This is a genomic window from Spirosoma lacussanchae, from assembly GCF_005870035.1.
GTDB lineage: Bacteria > Bacteroidota > Bacteroidia > Cytophagales > Spirosomataceae > Spirosoma > Spirosoma lacussanchae.
Genome location: NZ_SWJG01000001.1, coordinates 397,318 through 420,147, shown reverse-complemented (window position 1 = coordinate 420,147; position 22,830 = coordinate 397,318). Strand labels below are relative to the sequence as shown.

At 57.8% G+C, this 22,830-nt stretch carries 15 protein-coding genes; 5 read left to right on the top strand and 10 right to left on the bottom strand.

The annotated features are described in order from the left end of the window. Window positions 1-30 precede the first annotated feature (30 nt). The 3 genes from FBR45_RS01700 to FBR45_RS01690 form a co-directional block, all read right to left on the bottom strand. Window positions 31-1,014 carry a ThuA domain-containing protein gene (locus FBR45_RS01700; protein ID WP_138498768.1) on the bottom strand — a complete coding sequence of 328 codons (984 nt, stop codon included), beginning with the start codon at window positions 1,012-1,014 and terminating at the stop codon, window positions 31-33. Between the two features lie 121 nt (window positions 1,015-1,135). Continuing rightward, the gene (locus FBR45_RS01695; RefSeq protein WP_138498766.1) at window positions 1,136-2,140 is read right to left on the bottom strand and encodes a YpdA family putative bacillithiol disulfide reductase; all 1,005 of its coding nucleotides are present in this window, start codon (window positions 2,138-2,140) and stop codon (window positions 1,136-1,138) included. A gap of 122 nt (window positions 2,141-2,262) precedes the next feature. After that, window positions 2,263-5,550 carry an SdrD B-like domain-containing protein gene (locus FBR45_RS01690; RefSeq protein ID WP_138498764.1) on the bottom strand — a complete coding sequence of 1,096 codons (3,288 nt, stop codon included), beginning with the start codon at window positions 5,548-5,550 and terminating at the stop codon, window positions 2,263-2,265. A gap of 213 nt (window positions 5,551-5,763) precedes the next feature. Here FBR45_RS01690 and priA point away from each other — a divergent pair, with 213 nt between their 5' ends. Continuing rightward, the gene (gene priA, locus FBR45_RS01685; protein ID WP_138498762.1) at window positions 5,764-8,289 is read left to right on the top strand and encodes a replication restart helicase PriA; all 2,526 of its coding nucleotides are present in this window, start codon (window positions 5,764-5,766) and stop codon (window positions 8,287-8,289) included. Between the two features lie 305 nt (window positions 8,290-8,594). Here the strand turns inward: priA and FBR45_RS01680 are convergent, their stop codons facing one another. After that, complete coding sequence (locus tag FBR45_RS01680; RefSeq protein ID WP_138498760.1) at window positions 8,595-11,048, bottom strand: outer membrane beta-barrel protein; 2,454 nt, start codon at window positions 11,046-11,048, stop codon at window positions 8,595-8,597. A gap of 249 nt (window positions 11,049-11,297) precedes the next feature. On the opposite strand from FBR45_RS01680, the gene FBR45_RS01675 reads away from it, so the two are divergent. The 3 genes from FBR45_RS01675 to pyk all read left to right on the top strand — a co-directional run bounded on the left by FBR45_RS01675 (window position 11,298) and on the right by pyk (window position 14,783). Next, complete coding sequence (locus tag FBR45_RS01675) at window positions 11,298-12,362, top strand: sensor histidine kinase (protein ID WP_138498758.1); 1,065 nt, start codon at window positions 11,298-11,300, stop codon at window positions 12,360-12,362. 30 nt (window positions 12,363-12,392) lie between these two features. Continuing rightward, a complete protein-coding gene (locus FBR45_RS01670) occupies window positions 12,393-13,127 on the top strand; it encodes a LytR/AlgR family response regulator transcription factor (protein ID WP_138498756.1) in 735 nt (244 codons plus the stop codon). A 219-nt stretch (window positions 13,128-13,346) separates the two neighbouring features. Further along, window positions 13,347-14,783, top strand: a complete 1,437-nt coding sequence (gene pyk / locus FBR45_RS01665) for a pyruvate kinase (RefSeq protein ID WP_138498754.1) — start codon at window positions 13,347-13,349, stop codon at window positions 14,781-14,783. 112 nt (window positions 14,784-14,895) lie between these two features. On the opposite strand, the gene FBR45_RS01660 is transcribed toward pyk, so the two are convergent. Continuing rightward, window positions 14,896-15,369, bottom strand: a complete 474-nt coding sequence (locus FBR45_RS01660) for a DUF5606 family protein (protein WP_138498752.1) — start codon at window positions 15,367-15,369, stop codon at window positions 14,896-14,898. A gap of 97 nt (window positions 15,370-15,466) precedes the next feature. Further along, window positions 15,467-16,102, bottom strand: a complete 636-nt coding sequence (gene yihA / locus FBR45_RS01655) for a ribosome biogenesis GTP-binding protein YihA/YsxC (protein ID WP_138498751.1) — start codon at window positions 16,100-16,102, stop codon at window positions 15,467-15,469. A gap of 189 nt (window positions 16,103-16,291) precedes the next feature. Here yihA and FBR45_RS01650 point away from each other — a divergent pair, with 189 nt between their 5' ends. Beyond that, a complete protein-coding gene (locus tag FBR45_RS01650) occupies window positions 16,292-16,750 on the top strand; it encodes a thioredoxin family protein (RefSeq protein ID WP_077920596.1) in 459 nt (152 codons plus the stop codon). Between the two features lie 74 nt (window positions 16,751-16,824). Here FBR45_RS01650 and FBR45_RS01645 read toward each other — a convergent pair whose 3' ends face one another. The 4 genes from FBR45_RS01645 to wecB are packed head-to-tail and all read right to left on the bottom strand — an operon-like array spanning window position 16,825 to window position 22,812. Next, window positions 16,825-18,039 carry a glycosyltransferase family 4 protein gene (locus tag FBR45_RS01645; protein ID WP_138498749.1) on the bottom strand — a complete coding sequence of 405 codons (1,215 nt, stop codon included), beginning with the start codon at window positions 18,037-18,039 and terminating at the stop codon, window positions 16,825-16,827. Further along, window positions 18,036-19,571, bottom strand: coding sequence for a heparinase II/III family protein (locus tag FBR45_RS01640; RefSeq protein WP_138498747.1), 1,536 nt, complete (start codon window positions 19,569-19,571; stop codon window positions 18,036-18,038). The genes FBR45_RS01645 and FBR45_RS01640 overlap by 4 nt, the downstream gene beginning before the upstream one ends. Further along, window positions 19,565-21,718, bottom strand: coding sequence for a Gfo/Idh/MocA family oxidoreductase (locus tag FBR45_RS01635; RefSeq protein ID WP_138498744.1), 2,154 nt, complete (start codon window positions 21,716-21,718; stop codon window positions 19,565-19,567). Before FBR45_RS01635 ends, FBR45_RS01640 begins: the two co-directional genes overlap by 7 nt. Then, window positions 21,715-22,812, bottom strand: coding sequence for a non-hydrolyzing UDP-N-acetylglucosamine 2-epimerase (gene wecB, locus FBR45_RS01630; protein WP_138498742.1), 1,098 nt, complete (start codon window positions 22,810-22,812; stop codon window positions 21,715-21,717). The genes FBR45_RS01635 and wecB overlap by 4 nt, the downstream gene beginning before the upstream one ends. Window positions 22,813-22,830: the final 18 nt, after the last annotated feature.

Below are 22,830 nucleotides of genomic sequence, written 5' to 3'. Positions count from 1 at the left end.
TCGAAAACGACAGGTCAGAAACAGACTGATCTATTCAACAAACGGGCGCTGGCTGGTCGCTTTCTCCGTCGGGAAATCGGGCGGGATCGGGATGTCGACTTTACCCGTGGCGGCCCACTGGGCCCCGCGTTGCAGACAGGTAATGAAGCCAACACATTCGACTGAATAGTCGACGTGGCCCAGGGGCGTGTGAAAAATGCGGCCTTTTCCGTACTCAATGGTCATCAGCATGGGTTCGTGCCGGTCGGTACCGCGGTTTTCTTTGGGCGAGAAAGCCGTAGCGAGTACCGTCATTTTTTCGGCGGGGCCACGCAGCCGGTCATACATCTCGTCTTTTGTATGCATCCAGTTCAGCGGCATTCCTTTGGTGATCGGATGCCGGGTATCCCGAACCGTTATCAGAAACTCTTTCTGCGCACCGTGCGAACCGGCGCGTCCCGCCTGACTGTCTTTGACCAGTTTCCCGCCCTGGTCGTAGTAAACGTAGGGACCATCTTTCTCGGTTCGGTCGCCCCAGCCGCCCAGACCGATCATTTTGTTGTAGGCGGGCCAGAGCGGAAACGAGTTATCGGCCGCGTGGATGACAACCAGCCCGCCCCCCTCATTCATGAATTTCTCGAAATCGGCCTGCGTCTCGTCTGACCAGGGGGCCGCATTCCAGCCAAAATTGCAGACAACCAGATCGTACCTGGAGAAGTCGGGATGAAAGCTGGAATCGGCTTTGGGTTTCGGCAGGGCCTGGGTGCTCCTGACCCCGTCTACCTTGTATTTATCGATTAGATCGGCGCCATTCCAGGTAAAATACGTGCGCTTCACATCGACCGAAAATTTACCCGTTTCTTCCAGGTAGCGTTTCATCATGAACGTAATCTTGGGCCACTGCTCGTGGTTGTTCTGCCCGTCTACGATCAGGGTTCTGATGACCTTTTGGTTACCCGCTTTTTTCGATTGCGCCAGGGTGTCAGCCGGGAGGAAGGCAATGAGCAGCAGCAGGAGCGTGCAAAGTGATTTCATGAAGGTTCGTCTGTGTGTTGGCTCTCGACCAGAAAGCCGCACAGGACCTGAATCCTACTTTCCAGCCACAGTATATCGACGCCCTGCCCCCGCTGTCGGTCCGGAACGGTCTCGTTCCGGCTTAAATCCGCTGAATCAGCTCCGCCACCTTATGTACTTCGCGGCCCATGATGTGGTCAATGATGGCCTGGGCGTGTTCGCGTCCATTCTCGATAAACACCTTTTCGGTGTAGATTCCTGCCAGTACCGTACCGCAGACGTACAGGCCCGGCACGTTGGTTTCAAAAGTTTCTTTGTTGAAGACAGGCACCTGCGTAAGCGGGTCGAGATCGATGCTGCACCGGCGAAGCAGATCGGCATCGGGAATGTATCCCGTCAGCACAAACACAAAATCGGCCGGAATCTGCGTTTCATCGCCGGTTTTCAGGTTGTTCACCGTTACACTTTTCTCGTCGATCTGGGTAACAACGGCGTCGAAAACGGTCTTGATTTTACCTTCCCGAACGCGGTTTTTAACGTCGGGTACCAGCCAGTACTTCACCGTACTCCTGAAATCGTCGCCCCGGTGCACAACCGTTACGTTCACATCGTGTCGATACAGTTCGAGCGCGGCCTCAACGGCGGAGTTCGACGCACCAATGATGACTACGTTCGTAAACGAATACTTAAAGGGCTCGTCGTAATAGTGCGACACCTGGGGTAGGGTTTCGCCGGGAATATTCAGCCAGCGGGGGCGGGTGAAGTAGCCCGTGGCCATGATCACCTTACGCGCCTGGTACTGATCGCCAGTGGTGGTAGAAACGGTAAACAGGTCGCCCTGTTTCTGTACGTCCCACACCTCCTGAAACAGTTTGGTGTTCAGCTTGTAATACGCAGCCGCTTTCCGGTAGTATTGCAGGGCTTCGTCGCGGCCTGCTTTGACGCCCGATATCGGAAAGGGCAGTCCGCCAATTTCGATATTTTCGGCGGTTGAGAAGAAACGCATCCGGCGCGGATACTGACGGATCGACTCGGTGAGGCTACCCATTTCCAGAATCAGATGGCTCAGACCCGATTTGGCGGCTTCGATACCGGCAGCCAGGCCGCAGGGCCCTCCGCCCACAATAATGACGTCGTAGTGTTGCATATTCAGACAATTGGCAGGTAGTCGTCAGCAAATAGTCTGCCCTGCCCTCTAGGTATGCAACATAGAAAAACCCCTCAAAGGTTGCGTTTCTGAGGGGTTTTCCAGACGATTTACGGGGTTGTTTATCGAATCCGGGTAGCCTGGATCGGGATGCAGGTGGGTTCGGGACACCCCAACTCAACCACCTCGACACTGGCCGAGATAAAACAGCCGCTGGCCGCGGTAGCCTTCACCGTATACACCCCGGGTTGGGTTACCTCGTTAACAAAAGCCGTCGACGTGTAGGAGTCGGGGCCTGTCCACAGGACCGATGCGCCGGGGGCAGTAGCTGAAATGGTAGCCAGGCAGGTTAAACAGGCCGGGGCTGTAACCGTGGCGGTGAGCGAAGGTACGGATGTATCGGAAGTAACCGTAGCGGTGGCTGTACTGACCGACGCCGGACAGCTACCGTCGCCAACCGTAAGCGTATACACCCCGGGCTGGTCGGTAGTCGGATGCTGCGCTACACTGTTGAAACCACCCGGCCCGGTCCAGACAAACGTAGCCCCGGTGGCGGGCGTATCATCACCATACAAAGCCTCTCCCAGCAGCGTTATGGCCGTGGTCGAGCAGCTGAGGGTAGCACCCGTAGCCCGGGCTTTCAGCGCCGGCAACACATTGATGATCGTTTCTGCCGACTGCCGGCAAGCCGGATCTTCGGGTGTAGGGAACACAATGGCGTAGATGTACTGTGCCTGGGGCGTGGCGGTGTTGTTGGTCGTGTTGAACGAAGGCGTATGCAGCACCGCCCGCTTAATGGAGTCAGCCGTGGCCGACGCCGACAGCGCGGTAGTTGATATACCCGGCCCGGCCGTAGCCGATACCGTTCCGAGTACGGTTCCTCCGCTATACATAGCCGTACCCGACTGCGGACTGGTAAACAACACAAACCGCACCTGATCTACCAGGCTCAGGTGCAACCCATACGCAGCTACAGAATCGACAGAAGTGCCTGAACAAATGGTGAGCGCTTCTTTTTCAGGTGCCAGCATCGGGCAGGAGAACATCGACAGGTCGAAGGAAAAGTCATTCTGGCCGGCATCGCCCGTTGTTACGGCAATCACGGCCGACGACCCGGTTGTGAGGGCGTCGGAATCGCGCAGATCGGTATCCGAATTACCATCGGTCCGGTTCAGGGGCGAAATAGCATATGACCGCTGCACAACCGCGCTTTGCCGCCCCCCGCGAGCCGCCAGCCGCCCCCCGGCTGAACCGATAGGCCTGGCGCCTTTCAGCGTAATGTCGAGCAGGGGTAGTTGCGAGAGGTCCATCCGAACCTCGTAGCGGTGATTAAACTGGATACCGGCTGGCACCGTACGGTTGTCGAAATAATACTGACCGCCCTCGTGGGTAGTTTGGGAAGCAATCTGCACCCCTCCGTTTTCCATATCATGCAGCGTCAGCACGATACCGTCGACACCGGGTTCATACGCATCCTGAATACCATCGCGGTTATCGTCGAACCAGACCCGGTTACCGATACCAACCGGTGCCGGATCACACAGGGGTTTGCTATCGCCCAGGCCCGACGCTTTTCCAAACAGGCCCGGTACCTGAGCGTACAACACGAAATTACGGTTCACCTGGCCCGTCATGTTGTTAAACACCTTCAGGCCACCCGCTTTAAAAATACCTTCGATTGGGTCAAAGGCCGAGGTAACCACTTCGTTGTAGCCCGGAATCAGGCTCAGGGCGCCGTTGGTTACTTCGGCGTGCGCCACATTGCCGAAGAAAATCCAGTTGTCGAGCCCGTAAAATTCGCCACCGATATTGCTGGCGTCAACAGGGCCTTCGTTGTTAGCGACCCCACTACCCGTCCGGTTACCGGCTTTCCCATTCTTTTCCAGTTCGTAGGTCCCGTTGTTGTTGTAGGCCCGAAGAATATCGCCCCCGGTAAAGCCATCGTAAAAGCCGTTGCCGTTCGGATCGTGGTTCTGAACGCCCCCCAGCATACCGAACCGATCCAGAAAACCCAGGATCATGGACCCATCGTCATCAAATTCAATATCGGTGATCATCGGTTGCGGATGCATCACAAAATACGGACTGGTGCCGGCTCCGCAGGGCGTTGGCCAGGCACTTGTCCAGGGGAGCCACCGGTCATAGCGCGCGCAGGAGTTCTCCGGGTTGAGCGGATCAGTGGTCAGGTCGGCCGGGCCGCGCCGGAAATCGAGCGGAAAGGCCAGTACCGATTCAAAGACCGGGCTGGCAGCCGAGGGGTCCATGCGGTAGATCGTCACCTTCAGATCGCTTAGCTGCTGCGACGTTTCGGCCGAACACACAACACCGATATACAGCTTACCCCGATACACCTTTACGGCCCAGGGCCGGTAGTCGCCACCAGAACAGCCCGGGTCGGGAATGCTCCATGATTTTACATCGGCAGCCGTTGGTACCCGGGCAGGTACGCCCAGGGAGAGCCCATAGAGCTTCCGATCGTTGAGGTTGACGAAATACAGTGTCTTGTCATCTTCCGACATATCCATGCCGCCAAAGCTGCGTTTGCCAACATCGGTCATCGGACCGGGATCGGCGTTGGGCAGTAGCTTATTTCCCGACAGACCGCTATGCGAATCGCTTCCTACGTCGATACCAATTGTACTGACATCCAGAAAGTTGCCCGTATTGGATGATGTAATATCGGTCACGTAAATACCCCCCGGTCCCAGCGGGCCATATGAGGTATGCCGCTTCAGAACGGCCGCTGAGAACAGCTTTTTACTACGTCGCTGATAAGCCAGTCCCCAGGTGGCGCCAACCTCGCCGGCCGATGCCAGGTGAGTAGGGTAAAAATTAGTAGGCGAAGCGACACCACTGGCCGTATAGGCAACCGATACCAGCGCATCGGCCCGGGCCGTTTGTTCATCTGGCGAAATACCGTCTGTTAGGTTCGAGTTGCCATTTACATAGCAGGGCGTTGCCAGTTTCACGTCGGTACTCTGGCAAAAATCGGACGGGTAGTTCAGGCCAACGCTGACAGCGGTTGCCGATACGCCCGCCGTTACGAACTGCACCCGGGTTCCACTGCCACTACCGTAGGGGCCTTCGTAATCGCCGGTTGGTAAGTTGCCGAACTCGATACGCACCGGCGTTCCGGGCGGAATCTGAGCCGAACTGAAACTAAAGCGACCGCTGGCGTTTGTGGTCGTCGTGAGCGCTGTCCGGCTCAGGCCGGCAAAGGCTTGTACCGATACGTCCTTAATGCCTACCTCAATAGGTAATGTGTCGGAACGGATGCCGTTTAGATTAAAGTCACGGTATACAACCCCACTGACCTGAGCCCGCGCGCTCAGCGTAACAAGCATGAGCAGCAGAAACAGACCGAACCATCTACTAAATACAAGAATACAGTACGAGTAAATTTGTTTCATACTAAGAGGCCGTTAAATTGATGTAATTGGCAAAAAAAGTAACTGATCAGAGTTAACTTAGTAAGGCATGGTACAGCGCTGTTACCGGAGGCCTGCGGGCTGCTTACCCGCTTATCTGGCAATGGTAGAATAAGCAACCGCTTAGTAGACAAAATCCTTGCCATCCGCAGCCGCTTTTCTCCGTATCTTTACAGAACGTACTCTTCAGAAAAGGTGGAAAATCAAGCCAATACGTTATTTGCTTCTTTTGATGCGGACGAGGTAACCTTCTTTGCTGACCTGATTTTACCCATTCCGGTCCCCAAATTGTTTACCTATCGGATACCGCGGGGAATGGCCGATCTGGTCAAAATTGGTGCCAGAGTAATTGTTCCGTTTGGCAAGAAAAACAGCCGCGTTCTGACGGCTATCGTGGCCCGTTTACACAACTCTCCGCCCGCAAACTATCAGGCCCGCTATGTTACCGAACTTCTTGATGAGTACCCTTTAGTTAGCAGCTATCAACTGGAGCTTTTCCGCTGGATGTCTGAGTATTACATGTGCTGCGTGGGCGAAGTGATGAACGTTGCGCTGCCATCCGGGCTGAAAATCTCAAGCCAGTCGAAAGTCCAGTTTAACCCCGATTTTGACTACCCGGAACTGCTGACCGAGCACGAAGAGATTCTGTTGACCGAGCTCAAAAAACAACCCGCCCTCACCTACGACGAACTGGGTCGGCTGGCGGGCGAAGGCGTCAACATAGCCGCGCTGATCAAATCGCTGGTCGGTAAGAAAGCAGTCATTGTTTTTGAAGAGATTCGGGAGAAGTACGTACCGAAGATGATCCGGAAGATTCGTCTGCATCCCAACTACGAAGAACGGGAGCAGTTGTTGGTGCTACTTCAGCGGCTCGAAAAGCTGCCCAAACAACAGGAAGTGGTTATGCGCTACCTGCGTCACGTACCGGTGCAGCATAACCCGGCACTCAATCAGAAAGGACTCGACAAAACGATTCTTAATCAGGATGACGAGCTGTCGCAGTCGTCGCTCCAGACGCTGGTCAAGAACGCCGTTTTCGAAACCTTCGAGGTTATTCAGCCCCGGTTTGCCGACACCAATGCCCCACAGGGCGAAATACGGCTGACCGAACACCAGCAGCGGGCCGCCGAGCAGATCATGGCCCGGTTCGACCAGCAGAACATCGTGCTGTTTCACGGCATCACGGGCAGCGGTAAAACTGAAGTCTATATCCATCTGATTCAGCAGGCGCTGGCGGGCGGGTCTCAGGTGCTGTACCTGCTGCCCGAAATTGCACTGACGACCCAGATTGTAGTCCGGCTGCAGCGGGTCTTCGGCGACAAAATGGGCATTTATCACTCTAAATTCTCGGACAACGAACGGGTCGAGGTCTGGAAAGGGGTAGTTTCGGGCCAGTATCAGTTCGTGGTGGGCGTACGGTCGGCGGTGTTTTTGCCGTTCGACAACCTGGGCCTGGTCATCGTGGATGAAGAGCACGAAACCAGCTATAAACAACATGACCCGGCGCCCCGCTACCACGCCCGCGATGTGGCGCTGATGATGGCCCACTGGCAGCAGGCCAAGGTCCTGCTCGGCTCGGCTACTCCCTCGCTCGAAACGTATTACCAGGCCCAACAGGGGCGCTATGGGCTGGTTGAGCTGCATCATCGGTTCGGCGACGCTACCCTGCCCAATATTCTGCTGATCGACACCAAACAGGAGAAGCGGCAGAAGACCATGAAGAATGAGTTTTCGTCGGCCCTGCTCGATGCGCTGGAGATGAACCTGGAGCGGAAAGAGCAAAGTATCCTGTTTCAGAACCGGCGCGGCTACTCGCCCTACATGCAGTGCGAAGACTGCGACTGGACGGCCGAGTGCCCCAACTGCGCCGTTAGCCTGACCTACCACCAGCGCGATGCCGAGCTGCGCTGCCATTACTGCGGCCATAAGGAAGCGGTGCCGCGCCTGTGCCCGACCTGCGGTTCTACCAAAGTCAAAACCATCGGCTTCGGTACCGAAAAGCTCGAAGATCAGCTCCAGGTTTATTTCCCGAGTTCGCGGGTACTGCGGATGGACCTCGACACGACCCGCGCCAAAGATGCGTATGGTCAGATCATCCGCGAGTTTGAACGGGGCAGCGTCGACATGCTGGTCGGCACCCAGATGATTACCAAAGGACTCGACTTCGACAACGTCAGCCTGGTCGGTATCTTCGACGCTGACCGGCTCATCCACTTTCCCGACTTTCGCGCTACGGAGCGGTCGTTTCAGATGCTCACCCAAGTAAGCGGCCGCGCCGGCCGACGCGCTGGCCGGCAGGGTACGGTCCTGATTCAGACGGCTAACCCGCACCAGAGCATCCTGCAAAAAATCATCCAGAATGATTACAAAGGCCTGTATGAGGAAGAGATTCAGGAGCGGCAGGATTTCAACTACCCACCGTTCTCGCGGCTCATCAAACTAACCGTACGCCATCCCGACAAAGCCATTAGTCAGCAGGCCGCCGAACGCCTGTGTGCCGAACTGACCGATGCGCTCGGCAGCACGCGGGTACTGGGTCCGGAGCAACCCCTGGTCGAGCGCATCCGGAATCAGTTCCTGTTCGACATTCTGATCAAGATCGAACGCGAGAAAGTGAACGTCAAAGCCGTAAAGGCCTATATCCAGGACCGAATCAACGACATCCTGACCGACAAAGGCCTCCGCCAGGTCAGCATCGTTATCGACGTCGACTGCCTGTAATTCCGGCTTGTTGCGGTTGCTCCAATTTTTTCTGGCCTGAAGGCCAGGGCAAATGAATGCCTATTCCCATCACCCCGGCCTGAAGGCCGGGGCTATTCATGTACCCAACACATGGGGGCATTTCCGCAACAGGGCGATCCATGAATTGCCCCGGGTTTAAAACCGGGGGTTTGTTTAATCATTCCCATCACCCCGGCCTGAAGGCCAGGGCTATTCATGAATCTAACACAAACGGCCACTTCCTCAACAGGACGATGCATGAATTGCCCCGGGTTTTAAACCGGGGATTTATTGGACTATCCCCTTTACCCCCCGATCCGGCCCTTCTCAGCCTCCAGGCCGGTTTCGCGCTGGCGGGCGGCTTTGAGCTGTTTGCTGCCGAAGTTGTACGTAAAATTGAGCCGGATCTGACGACTCTCCCAACCGCCACTAGCGTCCATGTAAAGACCGCCAAACTGACTGATACCGCGCCAACGCTGGCTGTTGAACGGGTCCGATACGGTCAGCACCACCGATCCCCGGTCGGCCAGCACCTTACGCTGTAAGCCAACGGTACTTCCCCAGAAATGCCGGTTCTGAAAGGTGCCGCCCCAAATAGAAGGTGAGGTGTAATAGCCCGACACCTCCAGCCGCAACTGGCCAGGTAACGTCAGCGTGTGCTGCGCATACAGACTCAGCACGTGGGCCGTCAGACCGATGCGCTTCCCGTCGCCGAAATTGGCTTCGTTGGCCGATCGATAGGCGCTTACGTTCATGAACACAGTCCACCACCGGGCCACGTTGAACGGATAGCTCACATCGACCGACAGCACGCGCTGGCTGGCCAGGTTGCGCGTGGTAATGTAGTTACGGGGCCGACCGTCGGCACTGCGAGCGCTGGTATCGGTAATCTCGGTGAAGAAATCCTGCGTGTCGCTGTAGCTGAGGGAGGTTGTCAGTTTGTATTTGTAGGTACGCGACAACCGAAGGGTATTGGTATACTGTGGCCGCAGAAAAGCGTTGCCTTTCTGGTACGTCAGCTCATCGAGCTTCGACTCAAAGGGGTTCAGACTCTGGTAGCTCGGCCGGTCAATCCGGCGGCTGAAGGTGACCGAGAAGGTGCTGTTCGGCGTAGCCTTGTAAGTGATACCCGCACTCGGAAACGCATTCAGGTATCGGCGTGTCACCATAGCATCGGCCTGGCTGACGGCACTGGTCAGCCGACCGTCCGACTCCGTCTGCTCGACCCGAAGGCCAAACTGCCCCTGCCATTTACCACGGCTTTTCTCGAACGAAGCGTAGGCCGCATAGATGGATTCGGTATAGACGAAGCGATTCGTACGGTCCGGATTGAGAACGTCCTGACCATTCTGAACGTCGAAAAAGTCGAAGTCATTGCCAGTGCGCACCGACGAGAGTTTAAAACCCGCGCTCAGCCGGCCGCCCCAGAGCCGCTGCCCATAATCCGCTTTCAGCGTTCGCAGGTTTATGTCGGTCAGGGTGTTCATGCGGTAATTGCGCTCAAACAACAGCTCGTTCGTTACCGGGTCGACGTAACGGTTGGGCTGGTAGGCGTCGCCGGTCGAGCGGAACCGGCCCAGGTCGGCATCAACGCTTAGCTCATGCCCCGCGGTGTCGGCGTAGCGGTAGTTCAGGTTGGCGTTGCCATTGGCGCGGTTGCTCAGGTTCCGGTTGTCGGCAATGAGCAGCTGGTCCAGAACCCCCACTGCGGTAGTCACAAATCCAATGGGTGTGCGACCCAGTGTACTGGAGGTACCATCGCGCAGCATCCCGTCCAGCAGCAGGCCCAGCGTACTGGAACGGCTCACGAACCAGTCGGCACCAAGCCGCGCCGTGTGTCCGGCCGACGTTGACCGGGTTTCGCTTTTCTGGTCGAAAAACTGCCCGCTCTGTTCGCGATAGAGGTTGATAAACGACCAGTCACGGGCCTGCCGCAGGCTGTAGCTGGCAAACAGATTGGTCTTTTTGACACGGCTGTTCACCGACACGGAACCGTTGTATTTCGGGTAATAGGCGCCCTGCGCGAAGCCAAACGTAGCACTCCCATTCGTACCCGCATCCGGACTGCCCGCCCGGTTTCTTTTGAGCCGGATGTTGATAATGCCGGCATTGCCTTGCGCATCGAAACGGGCCGACGGTTGGGTAATGATCTCGATGGCGTCGATGTCGGTAGCCTGTAACGTCCGGAGGTAAGCCGCCAGGTCGGCCGGTCCGAGGGGCGAAGGCTTACCGTCGATGAAGATGCGAACACCATTTTTACCCTGCAACACGATATTATCGTTCGGATCGATCTGCACCCCCGGCGCTTTCTGCAGCAGCTCAATCGCCGAGCTTCCCGCCGAGGTGATGCTACTCCCAACGTTCAGCACCAGTTTGTCGGGCTGCACGTCCAGCAGGGGCTTCGTTGCCTTGACCTTCACCTCGTCCAGCGATCGGGCGGCTTCGGCCAGTACGACAGCGCCCATCGAGCCTGCCTGTCCGTCAACGATCACCACCGGCCCCGAGGTCCAGGGCGTGTAGCCCACCCCCGTCAGTCCCACGCGGTAGGTGCCAGCCCGTACGCCGGGGAAAACATACACGCCGTTTTCATCGGCCACGGCGGCTTTTACCAGCAACGAGTCGGTCGCCTGCCGAAGGGTAGCCGTAACGAACGGGATTCTCTGCTGCGAAGCGGTAACAGCCGTGCCGCTCAGCAACGCCGTCTGGGCAAATGAGGGAGCCGACAGGATCAGCAAACATAGAATAAACAGGTTTTTCATAGCTTTGGCGAATTGGATAGGTCAAAGCTAGACACCCGCTCCGGGGCCTGCCAGTCCCAATCGGTGAGCCGACAAATACATCGCCGAACGGCATCCCATTCCATTCAGCGACGTATTTGTCAACTCGTCGGAAAAAGACGCCGGCCATCTACGAATCCGTATAGCTTTGCGAACGATGGGTACCCGTGCACGGTGAGATAACGCCACGCGGGAGTGAAACGAAACTAACTGTACAAACCAGGCTACCTTATGAACTGGAACCGGATTGCGTTTTGGGGCATTACGTACCGCCAGCTGACGATGATAGTAGGGTTGTACATCGTATCGGCACTGCTCTACGACGGGGCGTTGTCGATCAGTGAGCGGGCCTGGTCGAAAAACTCCCTGTTCATTGACTTTCTCTACGAGGTTCCGAGGGCTCTGCTCGACTACGGTATGAAACTACTCGTTACGGCACCGGTCTGGTATCTGCTATTTATCCGCCTGCGCCACCTTACCCTTACCCGCCGGATTCTGTTGCACGTCGTCCTGCTGCCGCTCTACCTCTTGGTCTGGCAGTTTTTGTACTATGCCGTATCCGATGGGCTGGGGATCGGGCGGCTACGGGGTACCGGGCAGGTCTGGGATACCTATATCGGGGCGCTGTTCTATCTGGTGCAGTTCGGCATTTTTCACGCCTACGATTACTACCGGGATCTGCAGCGGCAACGGCTCCGCGAAGTGCAGCTGCGCGAACTGACGCTGAAAAGTGAACTGGCGGCTCTGAAAGCCCAGCTCAACCCCCATTTTCTGTACAACGTGTTCAACACCATCAGCGCATCGGTACCACCCGCTCAGGAACGCACCCGCGAACTACTGGCCGAACTGGCCGACCTGTTTCGCTATCAGTTACAGGCCTCCAAAGCCGATGTGGTCACCGTGCGCGAAGAAATCGCCTTCGTCAAGAAATACCTTGACCTGGAAAAGGCCCGCTTCGGCGACCGGCTCCGCGTCTCGTTCGATGTGGCCGATAACGTACTCGACAATACCATCCCGCCCATGCTCCTGCAACCGCTGGTCGAAAATTCGGTGAAACATGGTATTGCGTCGCTCATCGAAGGGGGCGATATTCACGTGGGCATTCACCGGCAGAACGGACACCTGCACGTAGCGATCTCCGACACGGGCGTTGGCCTGAACGGATCCAGCACCACCGGTCACGGCCTGGGGCTGGCCAACACCCGGCTTCGACTCGACAAAATGTACGGCAGCCAGCTGACCGTGGGCAACAGCCAGCCCCGGGGCGTCATCGTACAATTTACCATACCAGCCTAACGCAACCCGACCGGTTCTGCCGGCCTACCTATGCAGAAAGTTATCATCATCGACGACGAAGCCGCCGGACGGACCCTGATCCGGCAGTACCTCGACGCTTACCCCGCCCTGATCGTGGTCGGCGAAGCCAACAACGGCGTCGATGCCGTACGGCTCATCAACGAGTATAAACCCGACCTGATTTTTCTGGATGTGCAGATGCCGGGCCTGACGGGCTTCGACGTTCTCAAACACATCGACGAGATTCCGCAGATTATTTTCTCGACCGCCTACGACCAGTACGCCCTTCAGGCCTTTGAGGTTCATGCCGTCGATTATCTCCTCAAGCCCTACACCCGCGACCGGTTCTCCCAGGCCATCCAGCGCGTGACCGACTCGCGAGCGGGCAACCTCCAGAAAATTCAGCCCCTGGCCGAGAGCCTCCTCAGTACCGCCACAACCTATCCCGAGAAAATTCTGGTACAGACCGGCAACCGGCTCGTTACGGTCGCCGTGGCCGATATTCTGCGTATCGAAGCCGAAGGCGATTATGCCACCCTGGTTACCACTATGGGTCGCCACCTCAGCAACTACGGCATCAGCGCGCTGGAAAGTAAACTCAACCCCAGCCATTTTCTGCGGGTTCACCGGTCAGACATTATCAATCTGCACGTTGTCCGCGAAATCCAGAAATACCCATCCAGCTACGATGTCATTCTGCAAAACGGCGATGTAGTGCGCGTGAGCCGGTCGTATATGGACAAGATTCGGGAGCTGACCTTTTAAGCACGAACCCCATTCCGCCTTCCGCGTTTGAGCCGGGTTACACCGGCCCCCTGACGATCAGGAGTCAGTTGGACCATTTTCAGCTGCGGCAGCGGGGGCAAACCGGGTCGGTAGCCCGTCGGCTTCTTTGTAAATTTTCCGCGAACACAACTGTATATCTTTGTGTCCGGTTATTTTTGCACCGGCTTCTGGCCGTACTGCCCAACTTTTTCTTTCCCCATGTCCAAGAAAACCAAGATTGTGGCCACCATTGGCCCGGCTTCCGAGACCAAAGAACAACTGCTGGCACTGGCTCGGGCTGGCGTTAACGTCTTCCGGCTCAACTTCTCCCACGGCACCCACCAGGATCACCTCATGCGGCTTACCCGCATCCGCGAAATCAACGCCGAATACAACCTGAACCTTTGCGTTCTGCAGGATTTACAGGGGCCAAAAATCCGCATCGGCAACGTAGAGCATAAAGACGGCGTCATGATTTTGCCCGGCAATACGCTGACGTTCACCAATGACGACATCGTGGGTACGGCCGAGCGCGTCAGTACGCCCTACAAAGACATGTACAAAGACGTACACCCCGGTGAACGGATTCTGATGGACGACGGCAAACTGGAAGTGCGCGTACTGCGGACCGAAGGCACTGACGTCGTTACGGAAGTGGTCTACGGCGGCTCCATGAAGTCGAAGAAAGGCGTAAACCTGCCCAACACGAAGGTATCGATGCCCGCCGTAACCGAGAAAGATTGGGCCGATCTGGAGTTTGGTCTCGAAAACGACGCCGAATGGATCGCCCTGTCGTTTGTACGGGAAGCGTCGGAGATTCTCGAAATCAAAGAATACATCCGGTCGAAAGGCAAGAAAAGCCGCGTCATCGCCAAAATTGAAAAGCCCGAGGCTATTCAGAACATCGACGAAATCATTGCTGCTACCGACGGTCTGATGGTAGCGCGGGGCGACCTCGGTGTCGAACTGCCCGCCGAAGAAGTACCAATGATCCAGAAAATGCTGGTCGAGAAATGTAATCGGGCGGCCAAACCGGTTATCGTGGCTACCCAGATGCTCGAAAGCATGATCGATGCGCCCCGCCCCACCCGCGCCGAAATCAACGACATCGCCAACTCGGTACTCGACGGCGCCGACGCCGTTATGCTCAGCGCCGAAACCGCGTCGGGCAAATACCCGATCCTGGCCGTAGAGTCGATGGCCAACACCATCCGGCAGGTAGAGGCAGCCTCCGACGCCATCTATTACCGCTATCACGCCCACGTCAACGAGCAACCCAGCGAGAACGTCATCAACGACAACGTGGTGATGAGCGCCTGCCGCCTGGCCCGCGACACCCGGGCAAAGGCCATCATCGGGATCACCAACTCCGGCTATACGGCCGTGCGGCTCTCGCACCACCGTCCCAAAGCCGACCTGTACGTTTTCTCGAACGATCCGCAGCTACGCAATACGCTCGGCCTGTACTGGGGTGTTCAGGTGATGCCGTACGAACAGAACCCGGAACTGAACATCGATCAGACCGTAGAAGGGATCAAGCAGACGCTCATCAGCCAGAAAAAGCTGTCGTCGGGCGATATCTTCATCAATACGCTCAGTATGCCGCTGACGCAGTCGCGCCGGACCAACACGGTCAAGCTCAGCACCGTCGATTAATACGCGTTCCCTTCCGGAAAGCAGCCTGTTTTCCGGAAGGGCCGGACATAAAAAAAAGCCGCGAAGCCAAGGGCCTGTCGCGGCTTTTCTATTCTCACTGAAAATGAAGCTTTTAGGCCTTCGGCTCGTCGGTTGTCTCGGCTGAAGGGGTTTCGTCGGTGGTTTCGGCCGCTTCGGGCTGGGCTTCGAACACCTCGGGCGCGTGCTGGCGCAGAATGGTATACCAGACAATGAGCTTCTTGATATCGGCAGGCCGTACCCGATCCCGATCATAATTGGGCACAACGGTGGCCATAAACTCAGCCAGTTCATCGTTCGAGCCTTTGGGGTCAACGGTCAGGTTGTCGCCGTAGGTCGTGTATACGCTCATCAGCACGTCGGCCAGCGGAGTTGACTGATCGTTGCCGTCGCCATCCACGTAGATGGATATATCATTCAGGACCGAGACACGAGCCGTTGGGCCCATCATGGTCTTTGCTTTCTTATCATCGAGCGACTCAACAATAACGCCTGCCCGGCCTGGCTTCAGAATTCGGTACAGGCCGCTATAACCGGCCACATTGGCAATCTGCTTTAATGCTTCCATAAATAATCTACTAAATTGGTAACGCTACCTTGGTTGGTGTATTGTTAATTAAACTGAGTGATTGGGTGAATTTATCATCGATCACTCCGGCGCGGGTTTATTTGCCGGGCCTAAACCGCTTGGCGCCTGCACTCTTCTCATAGTCCTCGTTCAGCGGACGGATGAACGAAAGAATGTCTTCGCGGCCCGCAGCGGTGACGGCCGATGTGATAAAGATTTGCGGCACCTCTTCCCAGGTTTCGAGCAGCCTGGCGCGGTAGTTGTCCAGGGTTGCCTGGAGCTTTACGGCACCCAGTTTTTCGGTTTTCGTGAAAACGATCACGAACGGCAACCCCCGATCGCCGAGGTTTTCCATGAAATCGAGGTCGATTTTCTGCGGCTCGATCCGCGAATCGACCAGCACGAAAATACAAAGCAGGTTGGGCCGGCTGGTCAGGTACCCATCAATCAGCGCGGCAAACTTCTCGCGCTCGGTCTTGCTAACCTGCGCGTAGCCATACCCCGGCAGATCGACCAGATACCACTGATTATCGATGATGAAATGATTGATTAGCTGCGTTTTACCCGGTTTACCGGATATTTTAGCCAGCGACGCCCGACTCGTGAGCATGTTGATCAGCGACGACTTACCCACGTTGGACCGGCCAATGAACGCATATTCGGGTCGATCGGGCCGGGGGCACTTGGCAGGATCGGAGTTACTGACGAAAAATTCGGCTTGTTTAACGGGCATCGTGGTAGTAGCTGAAACGGCCGCAAAGTTCGGAAAGAATGTGGACAATGGCATATGCTTTGCACCTTGTCGTTTACAATGCCGTTATTAACTTGCTTTCAGAAATCGCGTCGCTGGAAACGAAAGGCACAAGGCTATGCGTTATTAATCAGAAAAGACTCACAGACTACCGGCGCGCCGGATCAACTCATGAAAAAAGTAGTTTGGCTATTAACCATTCTGTTTACCGGGCTTGGTGCTGTTTCTACGGACGCGGCCCGGTCGGTCCCCCCCACCAACCGCATCGGCGACGATAAGCCCGAAGCGGGTATTCAGTTCACGGAGGCATCCTGGCGCGAGATTCTGAAAAAAGCCAAAGCCGAGAAAAAAGTCATTTTCCTGGATGCTTACGCCAGCTGGTGTGGCCCCTGCAAACTGCTGCAGAAGCGGGTGTTTACCCAAAAGACCGTAGGCGACTACTACAACAGCCGGTTCATCAACGTGAAGATGGACATGGAAAAAGGCGAAGGGCCGGCCCTGATGCAGGTGTATCCGCTCGAAGCCTATCCAACACTGCTGTTCATCGACGGCAACGGTCGGGTTCTGAAAAAAGTCCTGGGCTACCAGTCGCCCGAAGACCTGATTGCCATTGGCCGCAGCGTGAAATAAATCACCGACATTCAGGACAGGAGCCTGTGGTCATACGACCGCAGGCTTTTTTCGTTGGCCAGATCCGACCCGGATTATGCCGTTGTGGTCGAGGCAGGGCGGCTGACGGGTTCCCCGCCCGCGGCTGCCTTCAGCAGACAGCGGGCCAGCTCGACCATAATCGTATGGCGGTTGAATTGCCGAATGAAGTCAGGCCGGTACTGGGTCCGGTAAGGCGTCTGCTGCAGCTGGGTTACCAGCTCGGCCACGTTGCCGGGCGGAAACAGCCGGTGGTTGCTGAGGTGTAGTCGAACAAAGCGGGCCGCGTAGCCCCCCACCCCCGCCAGAATCGGTTTGTCGGTCGCTCCGTACTCGAACAGTTTGGAGGGCAGCACTCGTTTCAGCGCCCGCAGATTACCCAGGTGAACAAACAGATAATCGGCCCGCTGGTACTCGGCCAGCAGCGTTTTTCGGTCTACGGGCGGGCGCAGCTCCACGTTTTTCACCCCCCAGTTATGAACGGCCGCTTCAAGGGCCGACAGCCTGCTGCCATCGCCGATGATGACGAACCGAAACTGGTTACCGAGCAGCCAAGCCGCCTGCGGAACAATGATCTCCAGCCGCTGCCCGGCCCCGATATTTCCCGCATACAGAATAGTTACGGGCCGGGTACCGTCAGGCGCTGGGGTAACCGGATTATTAGTGGGCATAAACTCTTTATCGATGCCGTTGGTATAAAAGCTGTACGACGCCTGCCGGTACCGGCCGAAATAGCTGGTAAAGCCTTCGGATACCAGATTGATATGGCGGGCGTAGCCGAACGTGTACCGCTCCACCGCCCAGAGCACGGGGTTGAGTGGCCAGCTGAGCGGATGCCCCAGCAATTCGACTATGGTTTCCCGAAACAGATCACGGATGTCGAGCAGCAGCGGAACCCGGCGCTTTCGCGCCAGCCGGGCGCCCAGAAAGGCCGTGAACAAACGCGACGACGACGCAATGACCACATCATAGTCGTGTCCTTTAGTCAGCTGACGAGCAGCCCGGTAATACGCCCCAAACGACCGAATCTGATCCCGGAACCCGTTCGCGTGGGCCGGTACACTAATCCGGTCGATTAGTAGGTTTCCCCGTTGTTCATGGGCCGGCGCCAGCCGGTAGAACGACTGGTATCGGTTGGGCTGCGTAGTGACTACGTGCAGCCGGTCATCGGTCGTCAGCTGCCGCGACAATTCGGCTACCAGCGCCGAGTTGCGGAACGACCCTGCACACAAGTCCGGCTCGAAGTAATAGGTTAAAAACAGAATAGTCATTCGGCTAGCTGGATTATGGTGTTCAGAGTGGTAGCAAAATCAACCGTCAGGCAGCTACCGGGCCGCAACTGGTTAAAATCCAGAGCCATCTCGTACGGAGTCAGCTGCCACGTCAATGGCCCATCTGACCGTAGCATCAGCCGCAGCGGACCAATGATGGCCCCGTTATCAGTCAGGCTAACCGGCACCTCCGGATGGGCATAAAACCGGGCCGTTCTCTGGCGATTGTTGGCAGTATGCCGCCCCGTAATCCGGTCGGTAATCCAGATACGGTCCGGAGATAGCGTCCAGCGTCGCCAGTGGGTCAGACCCAGATGCCGGTAGCCCGTATGCCGGGCCAGCAGGGTTGTTTCCGTATCGGTCAGTATCGTAACCCGCGCCCGGCGCCCCACCCGAAAAGCAGCCCAGACTTCCGATGAGTTCTGACCAGCTATCTCCACGGTATTATGGGCCGCGGTACTGCGCTCCCACCGACGGCGTTCGTTTCGTTCGTAAGTCGACGTACCCACATCGACCAGCACCGGACGGTTATCGACATACAGCAAAAACCCGAAGGTGTCGGCATGGGCGTGGCCGGGCTGATGATCCGGCCCTACCGGCCCCACGTCGGCCAGCAGCTCATACCTGGGCCGACGGAACATACGATAACCGGGCTGCCCGAAGCGGGTGTCAGCTACGGCCAAACCAGCTGTCGATATCACAGAGATACTATCGTTCATCATCGGTAAATCGCCGTTCCGAAACGTAATGGCCGCCAGCCAGCCCTTCATTCGGCTCACGTTGCGGGATACGACGGTTATCAACTCCGGGTCGTGGTGCCAGCTGTCGGCCAGCAGCATGGTCAGCAGGATAATAAGCCGGTTCAGCAGCAGCCGGTGGTAGGTCGGACTTTGTTCGTAATGCCCCCCATCTGACCCGATCTGACGGCTCAGCTCCGTACAGACGAGTTGAGTTGCTTTTCGTAACCAACGCTCATCACGCCAATGTACTGAAGCCATCAGCAGCGCGATGCCATTTTCTAGTAAATGGTTGCCGCTCAGGTGATATTCGAGCCGTTGCCAGACCAGCCGGGCCTGTGCTTTCAGGTGCCGGTCCAGTACGGCATCCTGAATCTGGTGCCTCCGCAGAAACTGAATCCAGTTGACCAGCCGCAGGGAGGTCGGGTACGGCTCCAGCCCATCGCGCAGGGAAGCGGTCTGACGCACGAAGTCGTATAGCAGCGCCAGCCCCCGATCAGCCGGCATGGGTTCCGGCTCGTTCAGGTAGCTGAACCCGTTCAGGTGATAGGTCCAGAGTTTGCCGTATACGGCGTAATTCCAGTCGACGGTTTCGTAGAACGTGGCGGTGCGGTTCAGAAACGTGAACGCAACAGGCGCTATGTCCGGCACACCCGGCCGGGTCGTCCCAGCCGTATACCAGGCATCGGCTCCCGGCAGGCGCGGGGCGAAACGCAGTCGGTTCCAGACCTGGTAAACGAGCTGGCGGGGCGTCAGGTGCCGCAGCGTGCGCCAGTACCGACCGGGAGTTACCATGTCGAAGGGGCTGATAGTGGTTCGATAGTTGGCTGGAGGGTGACCCAACCGGTCTGGCGCAGGCTCTCCAGGGCAGCCAGCATGGCCTGGGTCGTATTTACGCTCTCCGCGAACGGAATGGGCGGTTCGCTGCCCTGGCGCCGGTGATGCGCCAGGGCCATCATCAGCGCCCGATGGCCCTTATCCTGCCGCCCCGCCAGCCGCGAGAAGTGGCGAAAGCCATAGCCCGTGAGGCTTCGGTAGTTGTCAAGCACCAGCGTCCGGCCCTGGCTATGCACCTCAACCCGTTCCTTGGCGTAAGCACGGCTGCCAACGGCGAGGAAGTTCAGCACCCCCGTAGCGCCGTTGGCGTACTGAATGAGCAGCGAGGCCGAATCGGTTGTCTCGCTGGGCTGGGTTCCCATCGCCAGCAGACACACCCGCACCACCCGACTACCCGTCAGAAATGTAATCAGATCGACGCCATGGCAGCCTTCGCCCAGCAGCCGTCCTCCTCCAACAGCCCGGTCGTGTAGCCACGACCGGGCCGGCACCTCGCCCACATTCATAGTCATGGCCACATGCATCGGCACCGCATTGGATGCGGCTCCGCCCAGGAGCGTCTTCATCCTCTGCACATAGGTCGAGTAGCGTCGGTTAAACCCCACCGTTACGGTCCGGCCCGACAGCCGCTGTGCCTCCACGACATCGGCTAGCTCAGCCTCCGACAGCGTCAGTGGTTTCTCAACAAAGACATGCTTACCCGCCCGTAGCGCGTCGACGGTGAGCCGGGCGTGGCTGTCGTGACGGGTAGCGATCAGGCACAGGTCGATTGTCGGGTCGGCGAGCAGGTGGCGGTAGCTGGAGGTAGCCTTTTCGATCCCGTAGACGTTTGCCAGCCGGGCCGCGCTGAGTCCACTTTCGCTGGCAATGATGGCGGGAATCAGGCCGGTCTGTTTCAGAGCGGGCAGCAAGGTTGTTTTGGCGTAGTTACCCGCGCCGATCAGGCCCACCCCACCAACCGAATCCGTAAACCGGCCGGGACTTATACGAACGACCGGACTGAGCGATACCGGGTCGGGATACGAAAAGAGGGCGGCCACCGGCCCCGTCGATGTGTACACGGAGCGGAAGTCGGTCAGCGGTACGGGCTCCGTCCGCAGGGTCGACACCGTCAGCTGACCGCTGGCCAGCAGCTGCAGAATGGTCTGGAAATTCCGGTTTTCGGTCCAGCGGACAAACGGTAGCGGGTAGTCGTGCCCCTGCTGCTCGTAGGTATCGTCGTAGCGACCGGGCCCGTATGAACACGACACCTGAAACGTCAGTTCTTTGGCGTAGAAATCGGCCCGGTTCAGATGCAGCCCTACCTGCCCCACCAGTACGATACGCCCCCGAACCCGGCTCATTCGGGCAGCCTGGGTCAAAAGCGTATCACCCGATGCGGTAGCTGCGATGATCACCCCATCGGCACCGGCCTGCCCCGTCAGCGATACGACGGCGCGTAGTACGTCGGTCTGGTCCGGATTCAGCGCCAGCAGACCCCGGCGCCGGGCCAGGTCGCAGCGGGACTCGTCGGGGTCCGTAGCCACCACCCGGCAACCGTTGATCCGAAGCAGATCGGCGGTGAGCTGCCCAATCAGCCCCAACCCCATAACCACGACCGTTTCGCCCAAAGTCGGACTGAGCAGGCGGATACTCTGCAGCGCAATGGCTCCCACAACGGTAAAGACGGCATCGTCGTCGCTGACATCGTCGGGAACGGGAGCTACCAGATTGCGCGGTACGCAAACCACTTCGGCATGGGGGCCGTTGCTCACTACGCGCTGCCCTACGCGGAGATCAGTTACTCCTTCGCCCAGGGCCAGTACTTCGCCTACATTGCAGTACCCGAGCGGCACCGGCTGGTCGAGCCGCCGACGTACCGCATCGATGGTGGGCCAGAGGCCGTCGGTTTTCAGCTTGTCCAGCATCTGCCTGATCCGTTCGGGCTGCTGGCGGGCTTTGGCAAACAGACTGGCCCGTCCGAAGGCAACCAGCATCCGCTCCGTTCCCGCCGATACCAGCGACCGGCGCGTTCGGATCAGCACCTGCCCGGGTCTGACCCGTGGCGCGGGCAGGTCGTCAAGGCGTATCTGCCCGGTTTTCAACTCCAGAATCAGCTGTTTCATGCCCGGGAAGCCGCTATACAGTTAGCAATGCGACGGGCCGTCTGGCCATCCCAGAGCGGGGGCACGGCCGCGGGCCGCCGGGTTCCGGTCAGCAGGTCGGTTACGCGCATCCGTACCGTATTCGGGTTGAGGTCGCTCAGGAGTTGGTTGGTGCCGAGGGTGGTGGTAACGGGCCGCTCGGTGGAGTCGCGGAACGTCAGGCAGGGTACGCCGAGATAGGTAGTCTCTTCCTGAACACCGCCCGAATCGGTAATGACCAGAGCCGCCTGATCGAGCAGGTTCAGAAACTCCAGGTACCCCTGCGGCTCCAGCAGCCGGACATTCGGGAGTTGCTCCAGTTCATTCAGCAATCCAAACCGGGTCAGGCTGGCCCGCGTACGCGGGTGCATCGGGAACAGGACCGTACGCTGCTGCGCCGTATCGCTGATCAGCTGCAGCAGGGTCCTGAGCCCGTCGGCCGAATCGACATTGGCAGCCCGGTGCATGGTCATCAGGATGTACTGGCGGGGCTCGAGCCCCAGCGAACCCACCGTATCCAGGGCGCTGGCCCGGGGTAGGCATTGCTGCAGCGCATCGATCAGCACATTGCCCACAAAATGAATCTTTTGCGGGCGTATGCCCTCGCGCCGGAGGTTTTCCAGCCCGGCCGTTTCGGTAACGAACAGCAGGTCGGCCAGCTGGTCGGTCAGCAGCCGGTTGGTTTCTTCGGGCATCCGCCGATCACCGGAGCGCAGACCGGCTTCGACATGCGCCACCCGGATGCCGAGCTGTACGGCCACCAGCGCACAGGCCAGCGTACTGGTCACATCCCCCACGACCACCACCCAGTCGGGACGTTCTGTGAGCAGTACGGCTTCAAACCGGGCCATGATGCCAGCCGTCTGCTGCGGAATAGACCCCGGTCCAACTCCCAGCACATAGTCCGGCGCGGGCAGGTTCAATTGCTGGAAGAACAGATCGCTCAGCCGGGCATCATAGTGCTGGCCCGTATGCACGATCAGGTTGGTCAGAGCCGGATGCGCGTTAAACGCCTGGTGCAGCGGAGCCACTTTCACAATATTCGGGCGGGTGCCGACAACGGTAATGAGTTTCACGGGGTCTGCGGGGTCGAT

What these genes read in the sequence shown, in the direction of transcription:
- FBR45_RS01700 (WP_138498768.1), bottom strand. Translation starts at nt 1,014, where the DNA reads ATGAAATCACTTTGCACGCTCCTGCTGCTGCTCATTGCCTTCCTCCCG.
- FBR45_RS01695 (WP_138498766.1), bottom strand. Translation starts at nt 2,140, where the DNA reads ATGCAACACTACGACGTCATTATTGTGGGCGGAGGGCCCTGCGGCCTG.
- FBR45_RS01690 (WP_138498764.1), bottom strand. Translation starts at nt 5,550, where the DNA reads ATGAAACAAATTTACTCGTACTGTATTCTTGTATTTAGTAGATGGTTC.
- FBR45_RS01680 (WP_138498760.1), bottom strand. Translation starts at nt 11,048, where the DNA reads ATGAAAAACCTGTTTATTCTATGTTTGCTGATCCTGTCGGCTCCCTCA.
- FBR45_RS01675 (WP_138498758.1), top strand. Translation starts at nt 11,298, where the DNA reads ATGAACTGGAACCGGATTGCGTTTTGGGGCATTACGTACCGCCAGCTG.
- FBR45_RS01670 (WP_138498756.1), top strand. Translation starts at nt 12,393, where the DNA reads ATGCAGAAAGTTATCATCATCGACGACGAAGCCGCCGGACGGACCCTG.
- pyk (WP_138498754.1), top strand. Translation starts at nt 13,347, where the DNA reads ATGTCCAAGAAAACCAAGATTGTGGCCACCATTGGCCCGGCTTCCGAG.
- FBR45_RS01660 (WP_138498752.1), bottom strand. Translation starts at nt 15,369, where the DNA reads ATGGAAGCATTAAAGCAGATTGCCAATGTGGCCGGTTATAGCGGCCTG.
- yihA (WP_138498751.1), bottom strand. Translation starts at nt 16,102, where the DNA reads ATGCCCGTTAAACAAGCCGAATTTTTCGTCAGTAACTCCGATCCTGCC.
- FBR45_RS01650 (WP_077920596.1), top strand. Translation starts at nt 16,292, where the DNA reads ATGAAAAAAGTAGTTTGGCTATTAACCATTCTGTTTACCGGGCTTGGT.
- FBR45_RS01645 (WP_138498749.1), bottom strand. Translation starts at nt 18,039, where the DNA reads ATGACTATTCTGTTTTTAACCTATTACTTCGAGCCGGACTTGTGTGCA.
- FBR45_RS01640 (WP_138498747.1), bottom strand. Translation starts at nt 19,571, where the DNA reads ATGGTAACTCCCGGTCGGTACTGGCGCACGCTGCGGCACCTGACGCCC.
- FBR45_RS01635 (WP_138498744.1), bottom strand. Translation starts at nt 21,718, where the DNA reads ATGAAACAGCTGATTCTGGAGTTGAAAACCGGGCAGATACGCCTTGAC.